The organism is Ochrobactrum sp. RH2CCR150 (assembly GCA_014138095.1).
In the GTDB taxonomy this organism is placed as follows: Bacteria; Pseudomonadota; Alphaproteobacteria; order Rhizobiales; family Rhizobiaceae; genus Brucella; species Brucella gambitense.
In genome coordinates this window covers 57,465-77,439 of record JACGXE010000006.1, presented here as the reverse complement: position 1 = coordinate 77,439, position 19,975 = coordinate 57,465, and the positions used below count along the sequence as shown (strand labels likewise).

Genomic DNA, 19,975 nt, shown 5'->3' with positions numbered 1-19,975 from the left:
CCGGCGAGGAGCCCGGTTTAACAATAGGGAAGGGAAAAACATGAATATCACCAGACGCATAGCGATGACGCTGATCGGCGCAGGCGCTCTTGCTGCGGCTTTTGCACCTGCTGCATTTGCGCAGACCGTCGAAGGCATCAAGTCGGCCGGAACCGTCAAGATCGGCATGCTGGTCGACTTTCCGCCATTCGGCATCATGAACACCAATAACGAGCCGGACGGCTACGATGCCGATGTGGCAAAGCTGCTTGCCGCCGAGCTGGGTGTGAAGGCGCAGATCGTGCCGGTCACCGGCCCGAACCGCATTCCTTACCTGCAGAGCGGGCAGGTCGACCTGCTTGTGGCTTCGCTGGGCATCACCGAAGAACGCGCCAAGAGCGTCGATTTCTCCCAGCCTTATGCCGGCATTTCCATCGGGGTTTTCGGACCGAAGGACGCGGCGGTCGCCAAGCCGGAAGACCTGTCAGGCAAGACCATCGGCGTGGCGCGCGCTTCGACGCAGGATACGGCGGTGACCAAGGTTGCGCCAAAGGATGCGAATATCCGCCGCTTCGATGACGATGCCAGCGCCGTGCAGGCTCTCCTGTCGGGTCAGGTTGATTTGATCGGTCTTTCCAATGTCGTTGCCGCTGAAATCGAAAAGGCAGCACCGGGACGTTACGAGCAGAAAATCCAGCTCAGCCAGCAGGTGCAGGGCATCGCGGTGCGTAAGGGTTCGACCGAAATGCTCGAATTCGTCAACAAGTTTATCGAAAAGGTGAAGGGCGACGGCGAGCTGAACAAGATCCACGAAAAGTGGCTCGGTTCTCCGCTGCCGGATTTCGTTTCCAAGGCGAAGTAAGTCTTTGACAGGCGCCATGCCCGGTATTGGCCGGGCATGGCGGCAAACGCCGCATCCGGCGATCACGTTCAGCAAAGCGAGTTCTCGACATGAATAAGACGGCTCAGAACACGGCTCACGGGGCATCGCAGGACTCCGGTACTGCGGTACTGATGGAAGGCGTCAACAAGTGGTATGGCACCTATCATGCGCTCAGAAATATCGAACTGACTGTGGCGCGCGGCGAGCGTATCGTCATTTGCGGCCCGTCCGGTTCCGGAAAATCCACTCTGATCCGTTGCATCAACCAGCTTGAAACCATTCAGGAAGGGCGCATCGTGGTCGATGGTCTCGACCTGACGGCAGGCGGCAAGAATGTGGACATCATCCGGCAGGAAACCGGGATGGTGTTCCAGCAGTTCAATCTTTTTCCGCATATGACCGTTCTGGAAAACTGCACGCTTGCACCAATGAAAGTGCGCGGCGTTGCCAAAGCGGAAGCCGAAAAGACCGCGCGCAAGTTTCTTGAGCGCGTGCGCATTCCGGAGCAGGCGGACAAATATCCGGCGCAGCTTTCAGGCGGCCAGCAGCAGCGCGTGGCGATTGCGCGCGCATTGTGCATGAACCCCAAGATCATGCTTTTCGATGAGCCGACTTCGGCGCTTGATCCGGAAATGGTCAAGGAAGTTCTGGACACCATGATCGATCTCGCCAAGGAGGGCATGACCATGCTCTGCGTCACCCATGAAATGGGCTTTGCGCGACAGGTCGCCGACCGCGTGATCTTCATGGATCAAGGGCAGATCCTCGAAATGGCGGAGCCGGAAGAGTTCTTCGGCAATCCGAAGCATGAGCGGACAAGGGCCTTTATCGGTCAGATTTCCTGACCGCTCGCATCGTTTGTTCTGACGCATATCGCGAAGGCTAAATCCCACCTTTCGCGATGTGTTTCCCCCAATCTGGAACTGGAGTTTGACGTGACGAAGGAAATTCTGCTCGTGGAGCCGATGATGTCCGCTATCGAGGAGCGTCTCGATGCGGGCTACAAGGTGCACCGGCTTTACAAGACCGAAGAAAAAGCGGCCATCGATGCGGCTTTGGGTTCGATCCGCGCAGTCGTGACCGGTGGTGGTTCGGGCCTTTCCAATGAATGGATCGAGCGTCTGCCGTCGCTTGGCCTGATCGCCATCAACGGCGTCGGGACGGACAAGGTTGATCTACCGTTTGCCCGCAGCCGCAATGTGCATGTGAGCACGACACCCGGTGTTCTGACTGATGATGTTGCCGATACCGGTATTGCTCTGATGCTGGCGCTGCTGCGTCATGTGGCGCTTGGCGACAGCTTTGTTCGCGAAGGAAAATGGGCCGAGCGGCAGGCTTTCCCGCTGGGCATCAGCCCCAAGGGCAAGCGCATCGGCGTTCTCGGTCTTGGCCAGATCGGCAAGTCGCTGGCAAAGCGCGCCGAGGCTTTCGGCATGGAAGTGCATTACTGGAACCGCTCGCCAGTGGCAGGCACGAACTGGGTGGCCCATGCATCGCCGGTGGAATTGGCTGAGAACTGCGATGTTCTGGCGGTTTGCGTGGCAGCCAATGCCTCCACGGCGAATATCGTCAATGCAGATGTGCTGGCGGCGCTTGGCAACAAGGGCTATCTCGTCAATGTCGCGCGCGGCACGGTGGTCGATGAAGACGCGCTTCTGGCTGCACTCAATGATAGTGTCATTGCCGGTGCCGGTCTTGATGTATTCGTCAACGAGCCGACGATCCGTGAAGAATTCTTCACAGCTCCCAACACCGTTCTGATGCCACATCAGGGCAGTGCAACTGTCGAAACGCGCATCGGCATGGGTGAATTGGTGCTTGCCAATCTGCAGGCCTATTTCGCAGGCGATGTTCCGCCCACCAAGGTAAATTGAGTTTTGCGATGATTGTCAGACAGGCTTTCTTCGAAGGTGAAATTCATGCCGGGCGCGAGGATGCGTTCAAGGCTTATGTTGCGGAAACCCTGATGCCGATGTGGCTTCAGTTTCCAGGCATCCGGGATGTGCGCGTGCTTTATGCCGTGGAGCGGGACGAAGGCGCGCCATCCTATCCGATGGTGTTGTGGACGGTTTATGACGGCCGACAAGCGCTGGCTGAGGCGCTGGAGTCACCCATCCGCTACGAAAGCCGGGAGGCCACGAAAGGCCTCCTCGCAATGTTCGACGGCCACATTCATCACCACGTTTTCGACCTCGCTCTCGTGGGTGAAATTGCCGCTTGATGAGTGGCGTTCGGCCAGCGTTTCAGCGCTGGCCGACTGAGTCTTTCTCAGCTTTTTGAAATTTGTCCGACCGGTCAAATTTGCAGTTTAGAGCCATTATTTAAGTACATGATCATGCAATCACACAAATGTGATTGTCCTGCGCGTGGCGGGCGTAATGTCGCCTGTTTCTGGTATTTTAGGGGCAATTTTTTCGCCGAAACGGCTGCTTCAGGGCGCCGGATTCCCTCATGTTTTGCACAGCTAGGGTACAAGTTATTTGAACTGTTCTAGTCTGGTGTGTATCGAGCGCTATGTTTTTCTCAATCGTGCAATGCGGTTTCATTTCAGAAAAGCATCCCTCCGTCTTACCCACCTAACAGGCAGGAAACGACAATGACTGACCTCCCCGGATATCCGAGTCGTCGCAGTTTTCTGAAAGCCTCCGCAGCAAGCGTCATGCTTTCAGGACTGGCTGTCTCAGCGCAGGCCGAACCGAAGACGCCACCGGTTTCGCTCGAAGACTATGAACGCCAATATTTTACCGATCTTGAATGGACATTTATCCTCGCCGCGACGGCAAGGCTGATCCCCTCGGATGGTGATGGCCCCGGTGCCATCGAAACCCGCGTCCCTGTGTTTATCGATCTCCAGCTTGCCGGCGATTATGGCCGCGCTGATGACTGGTACATGGTTGGGCCGCACGATGCGTCGGCTGATCCGACACGCGGCTGGCAGACCCCGCTCAACCCGGCGCAGATTTATCGCCAGGCTATCCCGGCCTTCAACGGCTGGTGCGAACAGAAATACAGCGCCGCATTTGCCGCTCTCACGCCTGAACAGCAGGACGAAGCACTGACTGCGCTTCAAAAGGGCGAAGTCGGTTTGCAGCCGGAATTGCGCGAGTTCTTCGGCATTCTGCTCCAGAACACCAAGGAAGGCTATTTCGCCGACCCGATGTATGGCGGCAATCACGGCATGCAGGCCTGGACCTATATTGGCTTCCCCGGCGCGCGCGGCAGCTACAAGGAGTGGGTTGAGCGCTACAATGTTGCCTACCCGCTGGGTCCAGTTTCGATCAAGGGCGAAAGGGCTTAACCATGGCACGTCAGGAAAAGAAGAAAGACGTGGTCATTGTCGGCCTCGGCTGGACTGGATCTATTCTCGCAATGGAACTGGCGCAGGAAGGTCTCGACATCGTCGCGCTTGAACGCGGCCACGATCAGAATACCGTGCCGGATTTCAAATATCCGAACATGATCGACGAGCTGAAATATGGCGTGCGTCTCAAGATGATGCAGCGCGCCAGCCAGCAAACGGTTACCGTACGCCGCAGTGCGGAAGAAAACGCGCTGCCCTACCGCAGCTTCGGTTCTTTCCTGCCGGGCAACGGCGTGGGTGGTGCGGGTACGCACTGGAACGGCCTCAACTGGCGTCCGCAGGCCGAAGAACTGCGCCTGCGTTCCCACGTGCGCGAACATTGGGGCGAGCAGATCATCCCGGAAGACATGCTTCTGGGCGATTATCCCGTCACCTATGACGAGATGGAACCGTTCTTCGACCGCTTCGAGCGCGTCGCCGGTATTTCCGGCAAGGCGGGCAATCTCAAGGGCAAGATCGTTGAAGGCGGCAACCCGTTTGAGGGCTGGCGTGCGAACGATTATCCAATGCCGCCGATGAAGACGACCTGGGACGGACGCAAATTCGCCGATGCAGCACAGGCCGCGGGTTACCACCCGTTCCCGTCGCCGGGCGGCATAGCCTCGACCGCCTATGTCAATGAATATGGCATGCAGATGGGACCGTGCAATCACTGCGGCTTCTGCGAGCGCTTTGGCTGCTACCAGTATTCGAAGTCGTCGCCGCAAACGACCATCCTCGATGCGCTGAAGCGGATGCCGAACTTCTCCTATCGCACGGAATCGGAAGTGCTGCGTGTTGAAATGGCTCCGGACGGCAAGACTGCGACCGGCGTGACCTATTTCGACGACAAGACGCAGGAAGAAGTCTTCCAGCCTGCCGATATCGTTATCCTGTCGTCGTTCCAGCTGAACAACGTGCATCTGGCGCTGCTTTCGGGCATTGGACAGCCATATGATCAGGCAACGGGCGAAGGCGTCACCGGACGCAACTTTGCGTATCAGCTGACCGGCGGCGTGACGCTCTTCTTCAAGGATGAAGAGTTCAATCCGTTCATCGGCACTGGCGCCAATGGCATGTGTATCGACGATTTCGGCGTCAACCAGATCGATTTCGGTCGCGAGGGCTTCATCGGCGGCGCTTACTGGCGCACCGGGCAGACCAACGGCCAGCCGATCCGCAGCATGACATTGCCGTCGGGCACGCCGAGCTGGGGTGCTGGCTGGAAAAAGTCGATTGCCGAATGGTATGGCCACTCGATGAACATCGGAACCCATGGTTCCGTCATGTCCTACAAGACCAACCATCTCGATCTCGACCCGACCTACAAGGATCCGCACGGTCGTCCGCTGATGCGCATGACCTTCAACTGGAATCCGAATGATATCCGGATGACTCAGTTCATGAAGACCAAGGCGGAAGCGCTGGCCAAGACGATGAACCCGGACCTGATCCAGTCGTCCTTCAAAAAGGAAGGCGCTCAGTTCGACGTTCGTCCTTACCAGACGACCCACACGACCGGCGGACACATCATGTCGGAAAATGCGCGTGAGGGCGTGGTCAATCGCTTCTCGCAGGCATGGGACAAGCACAATGTGTTCATGCTTGGCGCGGGTAACTTCGTGCAGAACACCCAGTACAATCCGACCGGCTTGCTCGGCGGCCTTGCCTACTGGACCGCACATGCGATCCGCTCGCAGTATCTTTCCAATCCGCGTCCGCTGGTTTGAGGAGAACGGTGATGAAAACTTTTCTTCGCATAATCGGTGTTCTCATCGTTCTCGGTATCGTGGCCCTGCTGGCTTTCCTGTTCGTTCCGGTGCAGCTTACGAAGCCGACGAAGGAACTGGCTGCCGACTGGAAACCGGCCAAGGGTCAGGGCGAATACGTCATGTATGCGTCCGACTGCATGGCCTGTCACACGGCGGATGGCGGCAAGCCATTTGCGGGCGGTCGCGCCATTGCGAGCCCTATGGGCCAAATCTGGACAACCAATATTACCCCGGACAAGGAAACCGGTATCGGAAACTGGTCGCTCGATCAGTTCCGCGCTGCGCTCTATGACGGTATCCGCGCCGATGGCGCGCATCTTTATCCGGCCATGCCTTACGAAAACTATCGTAAGCTGACCGAAGAAGATGTGCGTGCGCTCTACGACTACTTCATGCACGATGTGCAGCCGGTGAAGAACGAGGTTCAGCAGACCGAACTCGGCTTCCCGTTCAATCTACGCTTTGGCATTCGTGCCTGGAACTGGCTCGCGCTGACCCATAAGGCAGGCTTCACGCCAGCTGGCAAGAACGAGGTTCAGGAACGCGGCCAGTATCTGGTCGAAGGTCCGGCGCATTGTGCAGCCTGTCACAGCCCGCGCACCAGCTTCATGGCGCAGGACGGCGTTAGCGTTGGCGACAAGAATTTCCTGACTGGCGGTGTTGTCGACGGCTGGAACGCGCCTTCGCTGCGAGGCCCGCAATCGGCTCCCCAGAAGTGGTCGGTCGAGGAAATGGCTGCCTATCTCGCAACGGGTCGCAATGCCCATTCGACCGCAAACGGCGAAATGGGTTTGGCGGTCGAGCAATCGTTTCAGCATCTGACGGATGCCGATACGCTGGCGATTGCGGCCTTCCTCAAGGGCATTGATGGTGCAGCTGTCGAAGTTCCGCAGAGCTTTGCGGCCAAGGCGCCCACAGTCCTGCCTGCAGCCCCTGCGGATGCCGCTGGCGAAGCAACAGCGAAGATGCTGACGGATGTGTCACCGGATATGCCGGTGGGTGCCCGTCTTTATCTCGACAATTGCGCCGCCTGTCACTTCGTGACCGGCAAGGGTGCGCCGGGAATCTTCCCGGAACTGGCTGACAACGATCTGGTGACAGGTTCGGAAGTGAAGCCGCTGGTCTCGATCATTCTGCATGGCGCGGAAGTGCCGTCGACGGCAAAGCGTCCGATGCGTCTTGTGATGCAGGGCTATGCCGATCGCCTGTCGGATCAGGAAGTGGCAGACCTCGCCTCGTTCGTTCGCTCCGCATGGGGCAACAAGGCAGGCGCGGTCTCGGCTGGTGATGTTGCTGCGGTTCGCAAGAGCCAGGCTGCGCACTGATCGGTTTCGACGTTTGAAAAACAAAAGCGGCGGAGTGAAAGCTCCGCCGCTTTCTATTTAAGCCTGAGCCGCCCGGCTGCGGTGAACATGTTCGATCAGCACACGAAGCTTGGGCGCGATGTTTTTGCGTGTCGGATAGTAGAGATAAAAACCAGCGAAATACGGGCAGTAATCTTCGAGAATGGGGATCAGTTCGCCGCGCTCGATCCACGGCCGGAAGCTTTCTTCCATGCCGAATGCAATGCCAGCGCCTGAAACGGCCAGCTTGATCATCAGCTCCATATCGTTGGTGGTGACAGTTGGCGGCACCGCGACGCTGAACTCTTTACCGTTTTCGGCAAATTCCCAGCGATAGGGTGACGATTTCGGGAAGGGACGCCAGCCAACACAGAAATGCGATGTCAGCTCCGCCGGGTGTCCGGGGATCCCGCAGCGCTCGGGATAAGACGGCGCACAGACGGCAAGTTGCCGTTCTTCTCCGGCAATCGGGACAGCGATCATATCTTGCGCAATCACTTCGCCCAGACGCACACCGGCGTCATAGCCTTCCGCGACGATATCGAACTCGTCGTCCGTCACCATGATATCCAGTCCGATTTCAGGATACTGCTTCAGGAATGTTGCCAGAAGCGGACCGGATAGGAAGCGCTCTGCGATAGACGATACAGCGAGGCGCAAGCGTCCGCGCGGGCGCTCCTTGAGCGCCTCCGTTCCCTCCAGCGCTGCGGTCATTTCCGCCACGGCTGGCGCGATCTGGCCATAGAGCCTTTCGCCGGCTTCCGTCAGGCTGACGCTGCGTGTCGTGCGCAGGATCAGCGCAATGCCAAGACCCTCTTCTAGCTTGCGGATCGTCTGGCTGATTGCAGAACGCGTCACCCCTTGCCGCTCGGCAGCAGCCCGAAAACTGCGCTCTTCCGCGACAAGTGCAAAAATGGCGAGCGCATTCAGATCTGGAGCCATTGGTTAGTTTTCCTTTCCAGTCTGTTTAAAACAAGCGTAGTTATCGAAACAATGATTGGCGCTTACAGTCAAGGCATCCTCAATTCTCAATGAAAGGAACAGCCATGGCTGTCGATAAAGTTGTTCTCGTCACCGGCGCATCCAGCGGCATTGGAGCAGACATTGCTCGGGAACTTGCAGCAGCTGGCGCGAAGGTCGCGCTTGGTGCGCGTCGCATCGAGCGTCTCGAAGCGCTGACCGCCGAACTGAATGAAGCAGGCGGAACGGCCTTCGCCCATCCGCTTGATGTCACCGACCGTGACAGCATGAATGCCTTTGCCGATGCGGCACGCGACTTGTGGGGGCGGGTCGATGTCATCGTCAACAATGCCGGTATTATGCCGCTGTCACTGATGGCTTCGCTAAAGGTCGAAGAATGGGACCGTATGGTCGATGTGAACATCAAAGGCGTTCTTTATGGCATCGCTGCGGTACTGCCAGAAATGACGGCCCGCGGTTCCGGCCACATCATCAATATTGCCTCGATTGGCGCATTGAGTGTCGCCCCGACAGCCGCGGTTTATTGCGCAACGAAATATGCGGTTCGGGCAATATCCGAAGGGCTCCGCCAGGAAAACAGTGCGCTGCGCGTCACCTGCATTCACCCCGGTGTCGTGGAAAGCGATCTTGCGCACACGATCACTGACCCCATCGCAATTGAGGCGATGAAGACCTATCGGGCTATCGCTCTGAAACCCGATGCAATCTCGCGGGCTGTTCGCTTCGCGATTGAGCAACCGGATGATGTGGACGTCAATGAGATCGTCATTCGTCCAACAGCCACCACCTGAGAAGGACGAGGTGATGCCCACATACTCTCTGCCCATGATCGCCGCGTTTGCATTGGTCGTGAATTTGCTTCTTCTGACCCCCAAAGGCTTCACAATGAACAATCAGTCTGATTTGTCAGCTCCCGCTGACAAGAGCCATCCTTATTCAGGTATGTGGATCACCGGTGATGGTCATGTCCGCCATCATCTTCTCCGCAACGGGCGCTATGACGAGGCACGCGGTAGTCGTGAGAGCGCCTATCAGGGACGTTATGAAGTTCGCGGTGACTATATCTATTATTGGGACGATACCGGATTCACTGCTGACGGGCATTTCATCAATGACGTTCTTCACCATGGCGGAATGATTCTCTACCGCCGATAAAGGTGTGTTTAAAAACGCATATCAAGCGCTTGTCCGATGACAAAGGGCAGGCGCTTGATGAGTCAATGCCGAGCGGTCCAAGATTCCTTCCAAGAACAACATCAATCTAAATTATGTAAATGGGAAATATTTTTGAGTTTATGCAATCTGAAAGGTATTTTATAATTTTAGATAGAATTTTTTCCGTTCAAGTATATTTATCAATTATTTCCGAAAGAAATTTCGTTGGGAAGCATCCCGCTGTAAAAATAAAAATCATGAATTAGCATGTTGTAAAATATAGATAATTCTAATTGGTTCAATAATAAATTTCTAACGACGGCAAGCTTCTTTGGGATTCTTGAAAAAAATATTAACCCGCTTATGATAGAGAATCATTAAGTAGTGGAATGATTTGACTAGAAGGGAATGGGGGGCAAGTGAACCTGGGTGAAAGGTCGGCAATTATTGCCGTCCCGACATATAGGAGGGAATATGGTATACAGAAAGTACGCGTTTCCCGCGCTTGTAGCGAGTTTTTTTCTTTCATCAACATACGTTATGGCTCAGACGGCCACAACGCAGTTCAATGTGCAGATTACGATTACTGCAGCTTGTGTTTTTAATTCTGCAACCAACTTGGACTTTGGTTCCAATGGTGTTTTGGCGGCAAATGTCGATGCCACCAGTACAATCACTGTGCAATGCACAACATCGACGCCTTACACAATCGGCCTGAGTGCAGGTAACGGCACGGGCGCAACGGTTACGAACCGTTTGATGACGGGACCGGCAAGCGCCACTGTCGGATACTCACTTTACACCACAGCAGATCGCACGGCTGTCTGGGGTAATACTGTTGGCACCAACACGGTTGCCGGCACAGGCAATGGCAACGCACAGGCCTATACGGTTTACGGGCGTGTGCCGGGCCAGACGACGCCGGCAGCAGGTGTCTATACGGATACGATAACAGCAACGATCAGCTATTAATGTCACGGAGGGTAGAATGCGTGTTCTGACTTTTGCCGCGGCGTTAATTGCGAGCTTGTACCTCATTCCGGCAAATGCGGCTTCGTTGCGCGTATCGCCGGTTATCATCGACCTGAGCGCGCCAACGGCGGCTTCCAACATCCGAATCTGGAACGATGCCAAGCGGCCCATCAATGTTCAGGCCAGAATCTTCCGCTGGAGCCAGAGCAATGGCGTGGATACTTACACGGCAGCAACCGATGTCGTCGTCAGTCCCCCTATATCGCAGCTGAAACCCGGCGGTGAAAACATCGTGCGTATTGTTCGCACCTCGAAAAGCCCGGTCAAGGCGGAAGAAAGCTACCGGCTGATTGTCGATGAACTTCCTGATAGTGCGCAGCGGCGATCCGGCACGGTCAATCTGGTGATCCGCCATTCCATTCCGGTTTTCTTTTCGCAACCCGGCACGCCGGATGCGAACCCGTCATGGAGTGTCCAACGTAAGTCGGGCGGTTATCAGGTAACCGTCAGCAACAAGGGGAACAAGCGACTGCGCGTTTCCGATCTTGCACTGCAGGGTTCGGGCGGTCGTGCCGTAGCACAGCAGAAAGGCCTTGTTGGATATGTTCTGGGGCAATCAAGTGCAACTTGGTTCATTCCCGGAACAGGTGGTAGTCGGGGTGGTGGCTCGCTGACGATCTCAGCTCAAAGCGAAGCTGGCCCGATAAATGCGCAAGCGAGCGTCAGGGGCGGTTGATCTTGCGGTTTTGACGATTGCGTTTCTAACGGTCTGCACAGGATGTCTGAAAGCTGCGGCGCAGGAATTGCCACCTACGTCGTCGGGAGCGCTTGTTTCCGACGATGCCCCTCTGGAACTGCAGCTTGAGGTCTATGTGAATGGCGCATCATCGGCGCTGATCGCTACGTTTCGTCAAACACCGGACGAGTCGCTTCTGATTGAGCCGAGCCAGCTCAAGAATGTCGGGATAAAGCCCGCCAAGGAAGCCACGCGGGACGACGGATGGATCGACGTGAACCGGCTCTCCGGGGTCAACGTCACCTATGATGAGGAGAACCAGATTGTCCGTTTTGATGCCGAGGAGAATAAGCGTGCCGCGCGTGTGATCGATGCGCAGTCTGGCCAAGAAGTCGCGTCAGAGGATGAGGAAGATAAGCCCAAGACCAAGAGCAATTTCGGCGGGCTGGTAAATTACACGATCTATGGCGCCAGCGGCGGCCAGGATTGGTATGACTTGACGGAGTTCGAAGGTGTTTCGGGCCTTATGGAGGGACGCCTGTTTGGTCCCTATGGCGTGTTGTCTTCGTCGCAGGTGATCAGCTCGTCCGACGCCGACAGGTTCGGGTCGACGCGTCTCGATACGAGATGGTCCTATTCGGACCCGGAAACATTGATGACCTATAATGTTGGCGACTTCATTACAGGCGGACTTTCCTGGACGCGGCCGACCCGTCTGGGCGGTGTGCAGATCCGACGCAATTTTTCGCTGCGGCCTGATCTGGTCACTATGCCGATGCCTGAGCTGTCCGGATCGGCGGCGGTGCCGTCAACAGTCGATGTCTATATCGACAATGCGCGTCGCGCGACCAGCTCTGTTGCATCCGGCCCGTTTTCGATCACCAACCTCCCGGTGGTTACCGGCGCAGGTACGGCGCGCATGGTGGTTCGCGACGTTCTGGGCCGTGAGACGGTGACAGAGACACCCTTTTATGCCTCGGCTGATTTGCTGGCTAAAGGTCTTGCGGATTTCTCCGCTGAAACCGGATTTGCGCGCCGATATTACGGCACGGAGTCGAATGACTATGATGACCGTATTGTCGGCAGCAGCACGCTGCGCTACGGCCTTACCAATAATATGACTTTCGAAGGTCATGTGGAAGGCGCCGAGAATTTCTACAATGCTGGCGTCGGTGGCGTCTTCAATATCGGGCCTTTCGGCGTTGGAACCTTGTCTGGCGCGACCAGCAAATTTGGTGGAGAAACCGGATACCAGATTGCCGCAAGCGTCGAAGCCGAACTCTGGGATATCAAATTCTACGTGCGCACGCAGCGCACCTTTGGTGACTATAACGATATTGCCTCGGTCACAGCCGATATCGTGGAGACGGGGCTGCCGTCCAATAGCGCCAAGCCTGCCAAAGCCCTCGATCAGGTTTCCGTTTCACTGCCTCCGATTTTCGATGACACAAACCTGAATTTCTCCTACGCGCAGATTGAAACCGCCGATTCCGACAAATCGCGGATTCTCGGCGTCACCGCCACACGGCCCTTCGGTGAGAAGGGCAACATGTTCGTGTCCGCCTATACAGACTTCGAGCAGAAAGGCTCGTTCGGCCTGTTTGCCGGGCTGTCGTGGTCGTTCGATCACAATATCACGGCATCGACAAGCATATCGGCTGATGAGAATGGGACGACCGGCTCCGTCGATTTGATGAAATCTGAACAGGCTGAAGTTGGAAGCACCGGCTGGCGGTTGCGCGGCTCTTATGGCCAGAGCGATATCGTTGCCGCCAGCGGAAGTTATCGCGGCCAGATCGGTCGCATTGAAGGTAGCGTTGAGAAGTTCGACGAGAATGTTCGTGCCAGCGCGCAGATTGACGGCGCCGTCGTTCTGGCAGGCGGCGGTGTGTTCCTCTCCAACCGCATCGACGATGCCTTTGGTGTGGTGGATGTGGGCGCGCCGGACGTCGAGGTCGAGTTCGAAAATCGCCCCATGGGCAAGACCAATAAGAGCGGCAAGATGTTGCTGCCCAATCTGCGTTCCTATGACAAAAACGCCATTTCCATTGACCCCAGCAATCTACCGATTGATGCAACTGTAGGAGAAACCCGCCAAGTCGTGAGCCCCAGCGATCGGGGTGGAGCCGTGGTGGACTTCAACGTCAAGGCCGATACGCGCGCAGCCCTTGTCACCCTTCGCGATGAAAGCGGAGCCTATATCGAGACAGGGTCGACTGCCCGCCTCAATGGCTCTCAGGAATTTATCGTTGGGTATGACGGACAGGTCTATCTGGAAGGTATTGAGAACTCCAATACGCTGATTGTGGTGCAGTCCGAGAAAGGCAGCTGTCAGATATCATTCAACGCGCCACGTAACACGACCGAACGGGTTACCATCCCGGACGCTGTATGCAGGAGCACACAATGAGACGTTATCGCATTGTCGCTTTGGCACTGTTCAATATACTGATCTTTCTACCTGGTTTGGCTTATGCCCAGACTTGTTCCTTCAGTGTCACCAATGTCAACTTTGGCACCGTCAATCTTTTGGGGGGAGGTGCGGTTGATACGACAGCGACGTTGAACGTCAATTGTGCCAATACCCTCAACCTCAGCCTTTTTCTTCGCGTATGTCCCAATATCAATGCGGGAAGTGGCGGCTCAAGCGGCGGTCTCCGCACCATGTTGAGTGGTACCAATTCGCTGACCTATCAGCTTTATTCCGATACGGCACGCACTGTTCCATGGGGTTCTGTTACCAATACGGCTTTGGGTTCCCCACCACCCATTGATATGACATTGCTGCCGCTTACCAACACGACTGCAACACGCACGATCTATGGGCGTATCTTGTCTGGTCAGGCGGCGACGCCCGGCGGTGCTTATCTCTCTACCTTTTCGGGCGCTCAAACCCGCTTCAACTATGTCAGCTATCTGCTTGTAGCGCCCGCCTGTACCGCCGTGACGGAGAATCCGACACAGCCGGGCTTCAATGTCACGGCCAATGTCGATCGAACCTGTACGGTCTCCGCCACGACGATCAATTTTGGCAATCGCGGCGTCCTGACTACCAATGTGGACGCGACCGGCACTCTGTCAGTAAGCTGTACCACCAACTTGCCTTATAGTGTTTCGCTCAACGGTGGTTTGAGTAATGCCACACCGACACAAAGACGGATGACCCTCGGCGCCAATGCCGTTGTCTATGGGCTCTACACCAATACCGCGCGCACAACTCCCTGGGGCAACACAACCGGGCAGATCGTGACCGGTACGGGAACCGGCACTGCGCAAAGCCTGACCGTCTATGGGCGGGTTGCACCGCAGACTACACCACCACCGGGAACCTATTCGGATACGGTGGTGGTGACCGTCAGCTATTGAGGGTTCACGGGGTCTTTTTCTTGCGCGACGGTTTCGCGCTATTGAGTGTTATGGCTGCGCGAACAAGAGTCGTCAGAGCATCCGCGTCGATCTCTTCGCCTTCGCGAATATCGATGGCCCGGCGCATATTGCCGTCCAGACTTGAGTTGAACAAACCAGTCGGGTCGTCCAGCGATGCGCCCTTGGCAAAAGTCAGTTTGACAACCTGCTTATAGGTCTCGCCGGTGCAGATAATGCCATCGCGCTCCCATACGGGTACGCCGCGCCATTTCCATTCTTCTATGATTGCGGGATCGGCCTTCGTGATGATCGCACGAACATTGGCCAGCGTCTTGCCTCGCCAGTCGTCAAGCGTGGCAATGCGTTCATCGATCAGCTGTGAAGCGGATTTGCTTTCGTTGGTGGTCATCATTTGGCTCACATCTTTTCACCGGGCAACTGGCTTGCTTGCCTCACCCAGTCGGTAAATTGCGCTTCGTCCAGCACGTCGTTTTCATGGATATGGAAGTAACGTGTATCCTGGCTCTTGGACTCCACGGGCGGCTGCGGCGTCAGGGAGAGACCGCGAAAGAAGGCGACCTTTATATATTTGGCGAAGCAATGAAAGCTCAGAAACCAGCCTTGTCCTTCAAGCCCGTAGAAAGGCGAGTTCCACTTGACCGCCTTGTGGACGTTTGGAACAGCTTGTTCGATGAGCGTATTCAACCGGCGTCCCACATCGCTTTTCCAACCGGGCATGGCGACGATATAGGCATTGACCGGCGCGTCGCCTTCCCCTTTTGGAATTTGCGGGTTGCCGCCGGATAGAAGCACCGGCTTGGATGGTGCCTTTTCGGCCATTTTATTTCCTCCTCCGTACCATCTGGGAGGAAACTTAGAGCATTTTTCGCGAAAATGTGAAACGGATTTGCGTGATGGGTCGCTCTGTGGCCAGTTCGGGCAGCGCTCAGGCGCGCTGCCCGACATATCGTCCGACAGCAGCCGGAACGGTCAAGCCCTTCTGGGAAAGCGTGAGGTCTTCCAGCGTTTGCAGAATCACAGGATCAGCGGCAACCGCTTTGCCCGCTTTCGTATCGACATGGAGCAGCATCTGTTCCGCGCTCGCCAGTTCGGTCTCCCCACGCTTTAGCGAATGGATGAGGTGGATGCGCTTTGCATCGAACGACAGAAGCTGTGTGTCGACATGCAATGTGTCGCCGACCTTGGCTTCATCGCGATGCATGATGTGGGTTTCGACAGTGTAGTAACTGTGGCCACCGTTCAGATAAGCGGCATCGACACCGATATGCGCAAGAAACTGATCGGTGGTCTGTCCGAAAAGGTCCAGATATCGATGCTCGGTCATATGGCCATTATAGTCGATCCACTCCGGGATCACGCGGGCGTCGAGCAACCGCAATGGACCAGAGCGGGGCTTGGCCTCGTCGTGGGATGTATCGAGCCGCGCGGTATAGTCGTTCAGAAGTGCACCTGCACCCCAGCCTCTGCCTTGCTGTTGCTGGGAAAGGGCGCGAATGATGGCTACCAGATTGGCGTCGCGAATGGATTCAAGATCGCGGATCGACAGGTTCTCGTTCTGCTCGTCCGACTGGCTGGCAATGCGACCGATCAGCGTGTCATCCAGCTCCGGAACATCTGTCAGCTTCGTCCATGGCCATTGCAAGGCGGGACCAAACTGCGCCAGAAAGTGCTTCATCCCCGCCGGACCGCCTGCGATGCGATAGGTCTGGAACAAGCCCATCTGCGCCCAGCGCAAACCGAACGAATAGCGGATGATATTATCGATCTGTTCAACCGTGGCAATGCCGTCTTTGACGAGCCAGAGCGCTTCGCGCCACAAGGCTTCCAGCAAGCGGTCGCCGACAAAAGCATCGATTTCCTTTTCGAGAATGACGGCTTCCATACCCGTATGGCGGTAAAGATCGGCGGCTTTCTCAATGGCGTGCCGGGCGGTTTTTTCGCCGGGAACGAGTTCCACCAAGGGAAGCAGATAGACCGGATTATAGGGATGCGCGATGATCAGCCTTTCCGGGTGCTGCAAGGGGGCCTGCAGCTTGCTTGGCAGGAAGCCGGAGGTGGAAGATGCGATCAGAGCATCGCTTGAACAGGATGCCTCGATCTCCTTGAGAACCGCGAGTTTCAGCTCGAGCCTTTCGGGCACGCTTTCCTGAATCAGTATGGCATCGCGCACAGCATCGGCCAGCGAAGGCGCAAAGGAAAGCCTGCCTTCATTCGGCAGACGCTTCGGGGTGAGGGCGGACAGGGAGCGCCGGGCATTGTCGAGAATGTGCTCGGTTGTGGCCTGTGCATCGGGCGACGGGTCATAGACGGCAACATCATAGCCGTTAAGAAGAAAGCGCGCGGCCCAGCCGCTGCCAATGACGCCACTGCCGATGCAGGCGATCTTGGGAGGATGGTTGTTCATGGGCATCACCAACGCTTCTTGAGCTTGAGCTTTTCGCGAACTTCAGCAGGCGTGAGTATCTTGGACCCCATATTGACCGCGATGTTTCTTGCGCGTTCCACCAGATCGCCATTGGAGGCGAGGACACCCTTTGCGAGCCAGATATTGTCTTCAAGGCCGACGCGGATATTGCCGCCAGCGAGCACCGCAAGCGCGGCATAAGGCAACTGGTTGCGACCGATGGAAAATGCCGAGAAGACCCAGTTATCCGGCAGGTTGTGGAGGATGGATACAAGTGTCGCAAGATCGTCCGGTGCGCCCCATGGTATGCCCATGCACAATTGCACCATCACCGGATCGTCAAGCAGGCCTTGCTGTTGCAGCCATTGGGCCAATGGCAGGTGACCCGTATCGAAAATCTCGATTTCCGGGCGCACGCCCAAGCGCTGGATCTGCCCTGCCATCTCTTTCAGCATGGCAGGGGTGTTGGTCATCACATAGTCGCCTTCACCGAAATTCATGGTGCCGCAATCAAGCGTGCAGATTTCCGGCAGAAGTGCTGCGATATGCGCCAGGCGCTCGGTCGCGCCCGCCATGTCGGTCTTCGACGCATCCGGCGGCAGCGGTGCTTCGGCAGAACCGAAGACCAGATCGCCGCCGACGCCTGCGGTCAGGTTAAGCACGATATCCACGCCCGACGCCCGGATATGGTCGACGACTTCGCGGAACAGTTCGACCTTGCGCGATGGTTCGCCCGTTTCTGGATCGCGCACATGAATATGAGCGATTGCCGCGCCTGCTCTAGCGCTTTCAATCGCCGCGTCCGCAATCTGTCGCGGCGTGATGGGCACCTTGTTGGAGCGGTGGGTGGTAGCGCCAGCGCCGGTAACGGCGGCTGTGATGAAGGTTTCGCGAGCGGGCTGCAAAGGCATGATGATTTCCCTCGATTTTTGTCGAGCTTGACAGGTCGCAGAATGCTGAGATTATCATTTTACGAAATTAGTTTGGCGAAGAGCGAAGCACGTGATCTTTGAACCATCCGATGAACAACTGTCTGTCACCCTGCTGGTTTTGCCGGATTGCTCGCTCATGTCGCTCGCAGCGACGCTCGATCCGATGCGCGGCGCCAACCGCGTGACGGGTCGTTCGCTCTATTCGTGGCGGGTGGTATCTCCGGATGGGAGTGACCCCATCACATCAAGCGGCCTGAAGATCGGCGTGAATGGAAAATTCGAGGCAACGCCGCAGGATATCCTGATTATCGTCAGCGCATTTCATGCGCTGGAACACGCGACCCCAAAGCTGCTTGCGCAGCTGGCCCAGGCTGCCAAACAGTCTCAACTGGTGATCGGCATTGAGGCGGGTTCATGGGTTCTGGCAAAGGCCGGGCTGCTCAATGGCAGAAAAGCCACCACCCATTGGGAGGATCTTGAAGCCTTCTCGCAACGGTTCCCGGATGTGGAGATGCAGTCGGACCGATGGGTGCGCGACGGTACTTTCCTGACCACAGGCGGGGCGGCTCCTGCGCTCGACATGATGCTGGCGCTGATCCGCGCGCGGCACGGTTATTCCATAGCGCTCGATGTTGCGAGCCTTTATGTCTATGACGAGGTGCGGCAGGCTTCGGATGCGCAGCCGCTGGTGTCGCTGGGGCGGCTTTTGAACCGCGAGCCGCGGCTGGCTGATGCCATCAAGATCATGGAGAACCATATAGACCGGCCGATTCCGGTGACGCGGATCGCCAGACGGCTCGGGCTTTCAACGCGCAGTCTTGAAATGCTGTTTGCCAATGTGATCGGGCAGTCGCCGGGCAATTATTATCTGTCGCTGCGGCTCAAGGCTGCTCGACGCCTCATCCTTGATACGCATCTTTCAATGGCGGATACGGCGGAACAGACCGGCTTTTCGTCGATCAGTTCGCTTTCCCGCGCTTTCAAGCGGCATTTTGGACAGGCGCCGAGCAAGTTGCGGCAAAAATAGTTTCGCGGCTTAATAAGTATTACAAGCCGAGGCCGGATTTCACTTCAGCGAGCGCTGGCTTGCCGTCGAACGTGTTGAAACCGTCGAGCCATGTGTCGAGCTGCGCCGGATTCTCCTTGATCCATTTCGTGACGGCATCCTTGGCTTCCATCCCGTCATTGAGGATCATGTTCATCATGGTGCTTTCCATCTCGGTCGTGAACTTCAACTTTGACAGAAAATGCGACACATTCGGGCAGTCCGCTGCATAGCCCTTGCGGGTCAGCGTCTCGACGGTGGCAGCACCATCATTGGGGCCAAAGAGATTATCGCCGTTTTCAAGATAGGTCAGCTTGTAGCGAATATTCATCGGATGTGGGGTCCATGCGAAGAACACAACCGGCTCATCCTTGCGCACGGCGTTCTGCACCTGTGACAGCATGGCCTGCTCGCTGGATTCCGCCAGCTGGAAGTCCTTGAGGTCGAAATTGTTCTTCTCGATCATCGACTGGATCGTCGCATTGGCGCTGCTGCCTGCTTCGATACCGTAGATTTTTCCGCCGAGCTGGTCCTTGAACTTGGCTATGTCGGCATAGGTCTTGATGCCGAGATCCTTGCCCGTTGCGGCAAGACCGATCTTTGCGTTTTCGAGATTGATACCAGCCTGCTCGATCTTCTTTCCTTCGAGATAGGGCTTGCGTGCTTCCTCCTGAAGCGGCATCCAGTTTCCGAGGAAAATATCGATCTGGCCATTTTCCAGTGACTGGAAGGTCACCGGTACTGAGAGAATTGTCGTCTGCGGCTGGTATCCAGCCTTTTCAAGCAAAAGCGATGCGAGCGCGGTGGTTGCGGTGATATCGGTCCAGCCAACATCCGAGAATTTTGGTGCTTTACAGGATTCTGCTTCGGCTGCGACAGCCGGAGCAGCGGACAGGATTGCGATACCAGTCACCAGCAAGTGATTGAGCTTCTTCATCATCTCTCCCCTTTGTTTTTGTTGGGAACAATATGATAGGGGAAACTGGCAAAGTCACTTTACGATTCACGCATCATTATTGGCGTTTTACGAAGCCTATGCCGGACAA

Annotated in this window: 20 protein-coding genes; 14 read left to right on the top strand and 6 right to left on the bottom strand. The window is 56.4% G+C overall.

The features are described from left to right. Positions 1-40 precede the first annotated feature (40 nt). The 7 genes from FHW03_RS14420 to FHW03_RS14390 all read left to right on the top strand — a co-directional run bounded on the left by FHW03_RS14420 (position 41) and on the right by FHW03_RS14390 (position 7,299). A complete protein-coding gene (locus FHW03_RS14420) occupies positions 41-841 on the top strand; it encodes a transporter substrate-binding domain-containing protein (RefSeq protein ID WP_182521253.1) in 801 nt (266 codons plus the stop codon). Positions 842-930: 89 nt separating this feature from the next. Then, positions 931-1,707, top strand: coding sequence for an amino acid ABC transporter ATP-binding protein (locus tag FHW03_RS14415; protein WP_182521252.1), 777 nt, complete (start codon positions 931-933; stop codon positions 1,705-1,707). 78 nt (positions 1,708-1,785) lie between these two features. Continuing rightward, the gene (locus FHW03_RS14410; RefSeq protein WP_182521397.1) at positions 1,786-2,736 is read left to right on the top strand and encodes a 2-hydroxyacid dehydrogenase; all 951 of its coding nucleotides are present in this window, start codon (positions 1,786-1,788) and stop codon (positions 2,734-2,736) included. A gap of 8 nt (positions 2,737-2,744) precedes the next feature. Beyond that, positions 2,745-3,083 (top strand): hypothetical protein, encoded by a 339-nt coding sequence (locus tag FHW03_RS14405; RefSeq protein ID WP_182521251.1) that lies wholly within the window; start codon positions 2,745-2,747, stop codon positions 3,081-3,083. 375 nt (positions 3,084-3,458) lie between these two features. Continuing rightward, complete coding sequence (locus FHW03_RS14400) at positions 3,459-4,160, top strand: gluconate 2-dehydrogenase subunit 3 family protein (protein ID WP_078338278.1); 702 nt, start codon at positions 3,459-3,461, stop codon at positions 4,158-4,160. 2 nt (positions 4,161-4,162) lie between these two features. Further along, a complete protein-coding gene (locus FHW03_RS14395; RefSeq protein ID WP_182521250.1) occupies positions 4,163-5,932 on the top strand; it encodes a GMC family oxidoreductase in 1,770 nt (589 codons plus the stop codon). Between the two features lie 11 nt (positions 5,933-5,943). Then, on the top strand, positions 5,944-7,299 hold the full coding sequence (locus FHW03_RS14390) for a cytochrome c (RefSeq protein WP_182521249.1): 1,356 nt from the start codon (positions 5,944-5,946) through the stop codon (positions 7,297-7,299). Between the two features lie 57 nt (positions 7,300-7,356). Here the strand turns inward: FHW03_RS14390 and FHW03_RS14385 are convergent, their stop codons facing one another. Further along, complete coding sequence (locus FHW03_RS14385; protein ID WP_182521248.1) at positions 7,357-8,259, bottom strand: LysR family transcriptional regulator; 903 nt, start codon at positions 8,257-8,259, stop codon at positions 7,357-7,359. Between the two features lie 104 nt (positions 8,260-8,363). On the opposite strand from FHW03_RS14385, the gene FHW03_RS14380 reads away from it, so the two are divergent. From FHW03_RS14380 to FHW03_RS14355, 6 genes are all read left to right on the top strand, one after another. Next, on the top strand, positions 8,364-9,089 hold the full coding sequence (locus FHW03_RS14380; RefSeq protein ID WP_182521247.1) for an SDR family oxidoreductase: 726 nt from the start codon (positions 8,364-8,366) through the stop codon (positions 9,087-9,089). A 94-nt stretch (positions 9,090-9,183) separates the two neighbouring features. Beyond that, complete coding sequence (locus FHW03_RS14375; RefSeq protein ID WP_377514934.1) at positions 9,184-9,453, top strand: Atu4866 domain-containing protein; 270 nt, start codon at positions 9,184-9,186, stop codon at positions 9,451-9,453. Between the two features lie 540 nt (positions 9,454-9,993). Then, positions 9,994-10,425 (top strand): spore coat U domain-containing protein, encoded by a 432-nt coding sequence (locus FHW03_RS14370; protein WP_377514861.1) that lies wholly within the window; start codon positions 9,994-9,996, stop codon positions 10,423-10,425. 16 nt (positions 10,426-10,441) lie between these two features. Further along, positions 10,442-11,161 carry a molecular chaperone gene (locus FHW03_RS14365; RefSeq protein WP_182521245.1) on the top strand — a complete coding sequence of 240 codons (720 nt, stop codon included), beginning with the start codon at positions 10,442-10,444 and terminating at the stop codon, positions 11,159-11,161. Then, positions 11,133-13,571, top strand: a complete 2,439-nt coding sequence (locus FHW03_RS14360) for a fimbria/pilus outer membrane usher protein (protein ID WP_182521244.1) — start codon at positions 11,133-11,135, stop codon at positions 13,569-13,571. The genes FHW03_RS14365 and FHW03_RS14360 overlap by 29 nt, the downstream gene beginning before the upstream one ends. Continuing rightward, positions 13,568-14,527: a spore coat protein U domain-containing protein gene (locus FHW03_RS14355; RefSeq protein WP_182521243.1), complete on the top strand. Its 960-nt coding sequence runs from the start codon at positions 13,568-13,570 to the stop codon at positions 14,525-14,527. The genes FHW03_RS14360 and FHW03_RS14355 overlap by 4 nt, the downstream gene beginning before the upstream one ends. A gap of 4 nt (positions 14,528-14,531) precedes the next feature. Here the strand turns inward: FHW03_RS14355 and FHW03_RS14350 are convergent, their stop codons facing one another. From FHW03_RS14350 to FHW03_RS14335, 4 genes are all read right to left on the bottom strand, one after another. Next, the gene (locus tag FHW03_RS14350) at positions 14,532-14,939 is read right to left on the bottom strand and encodes a DUF1801 domain-containing protein (protein WP_182521242.1); all 408 of its coding nucleotides are present in this window, start codon (positions 14,937-14,939) and stop codon (positions 14,532-14,534) included. Between the two features lie 5 nt (positions 14,940-14,944). After that, a complete protein-coding gene (locus tag FHW03_RS14345; RefSeq protein WP_182521241.1) occupies positions 14,945-15,367 on the bottom strand; it encodes a DUF1801 domain-containing protein in 423 nt (140 codons plus the stop codon). 106 nt (positions 15,368-15,473) lie between these two features. Next, complete coding sequence (locus tag FHW03_RS14340; RefSeq protein WP_182521240.1) at positions 15,474-16,952, bottom strand: carnitine 3-dehydrogenase; 1,479 nt, start codon at positions 16,950-16,952, stop codon at positions 15,474-15,476. Between the two features lie 5 nt (positions 16,953-16,957). After that, positions 16,958-17,863, bottom strand: a complete 906-nt coding sequence (locus FHW03_RS14335) for a 3-keto-5-aminohexanoate cleavage protein (protein ID WP_182521239.1) — start codon at positions 17,861-17,863, stop codon at positions 16,958-16,960. Between the two features lie 91 nt (positions 17,864-17,954). On the opposite strand from FHW03_RS14335, the gene FHW03_RS14330 reads away from it, so the two are divergent. Next, complete coding sequence (locus FHW03_RS14330) at positions 17,955-18,911, top strand: GlxA family transcriptional regulator (RefSeq protein WP_182521238.1); 957 nt, start codon at positions 17,955-17,957, stop codon at positions 18,909-18,911. Positions 18,912-18,930: 19 nt separating this feature from the next. Here FHW03_RS14330 and choX read toward each other — a convergent pair whose 3' ends face one another. After that, positions 18,931-19,866 carry a choline ABC transporter substrate-binding protein gene (choX, locus tag FHW03_RS14325; RefSeq protein WP_182521395.1) on the bottom strand — a complete coding sequence of 312 codons (936 nt, stop codon included), beginning with the start codon at positions 19,864-19,866 and terminating at the stop codon, positions 18,931-18,933. Between the last annotated feature and the right edge of the window lie 109 nt (positions 19,867-19,975).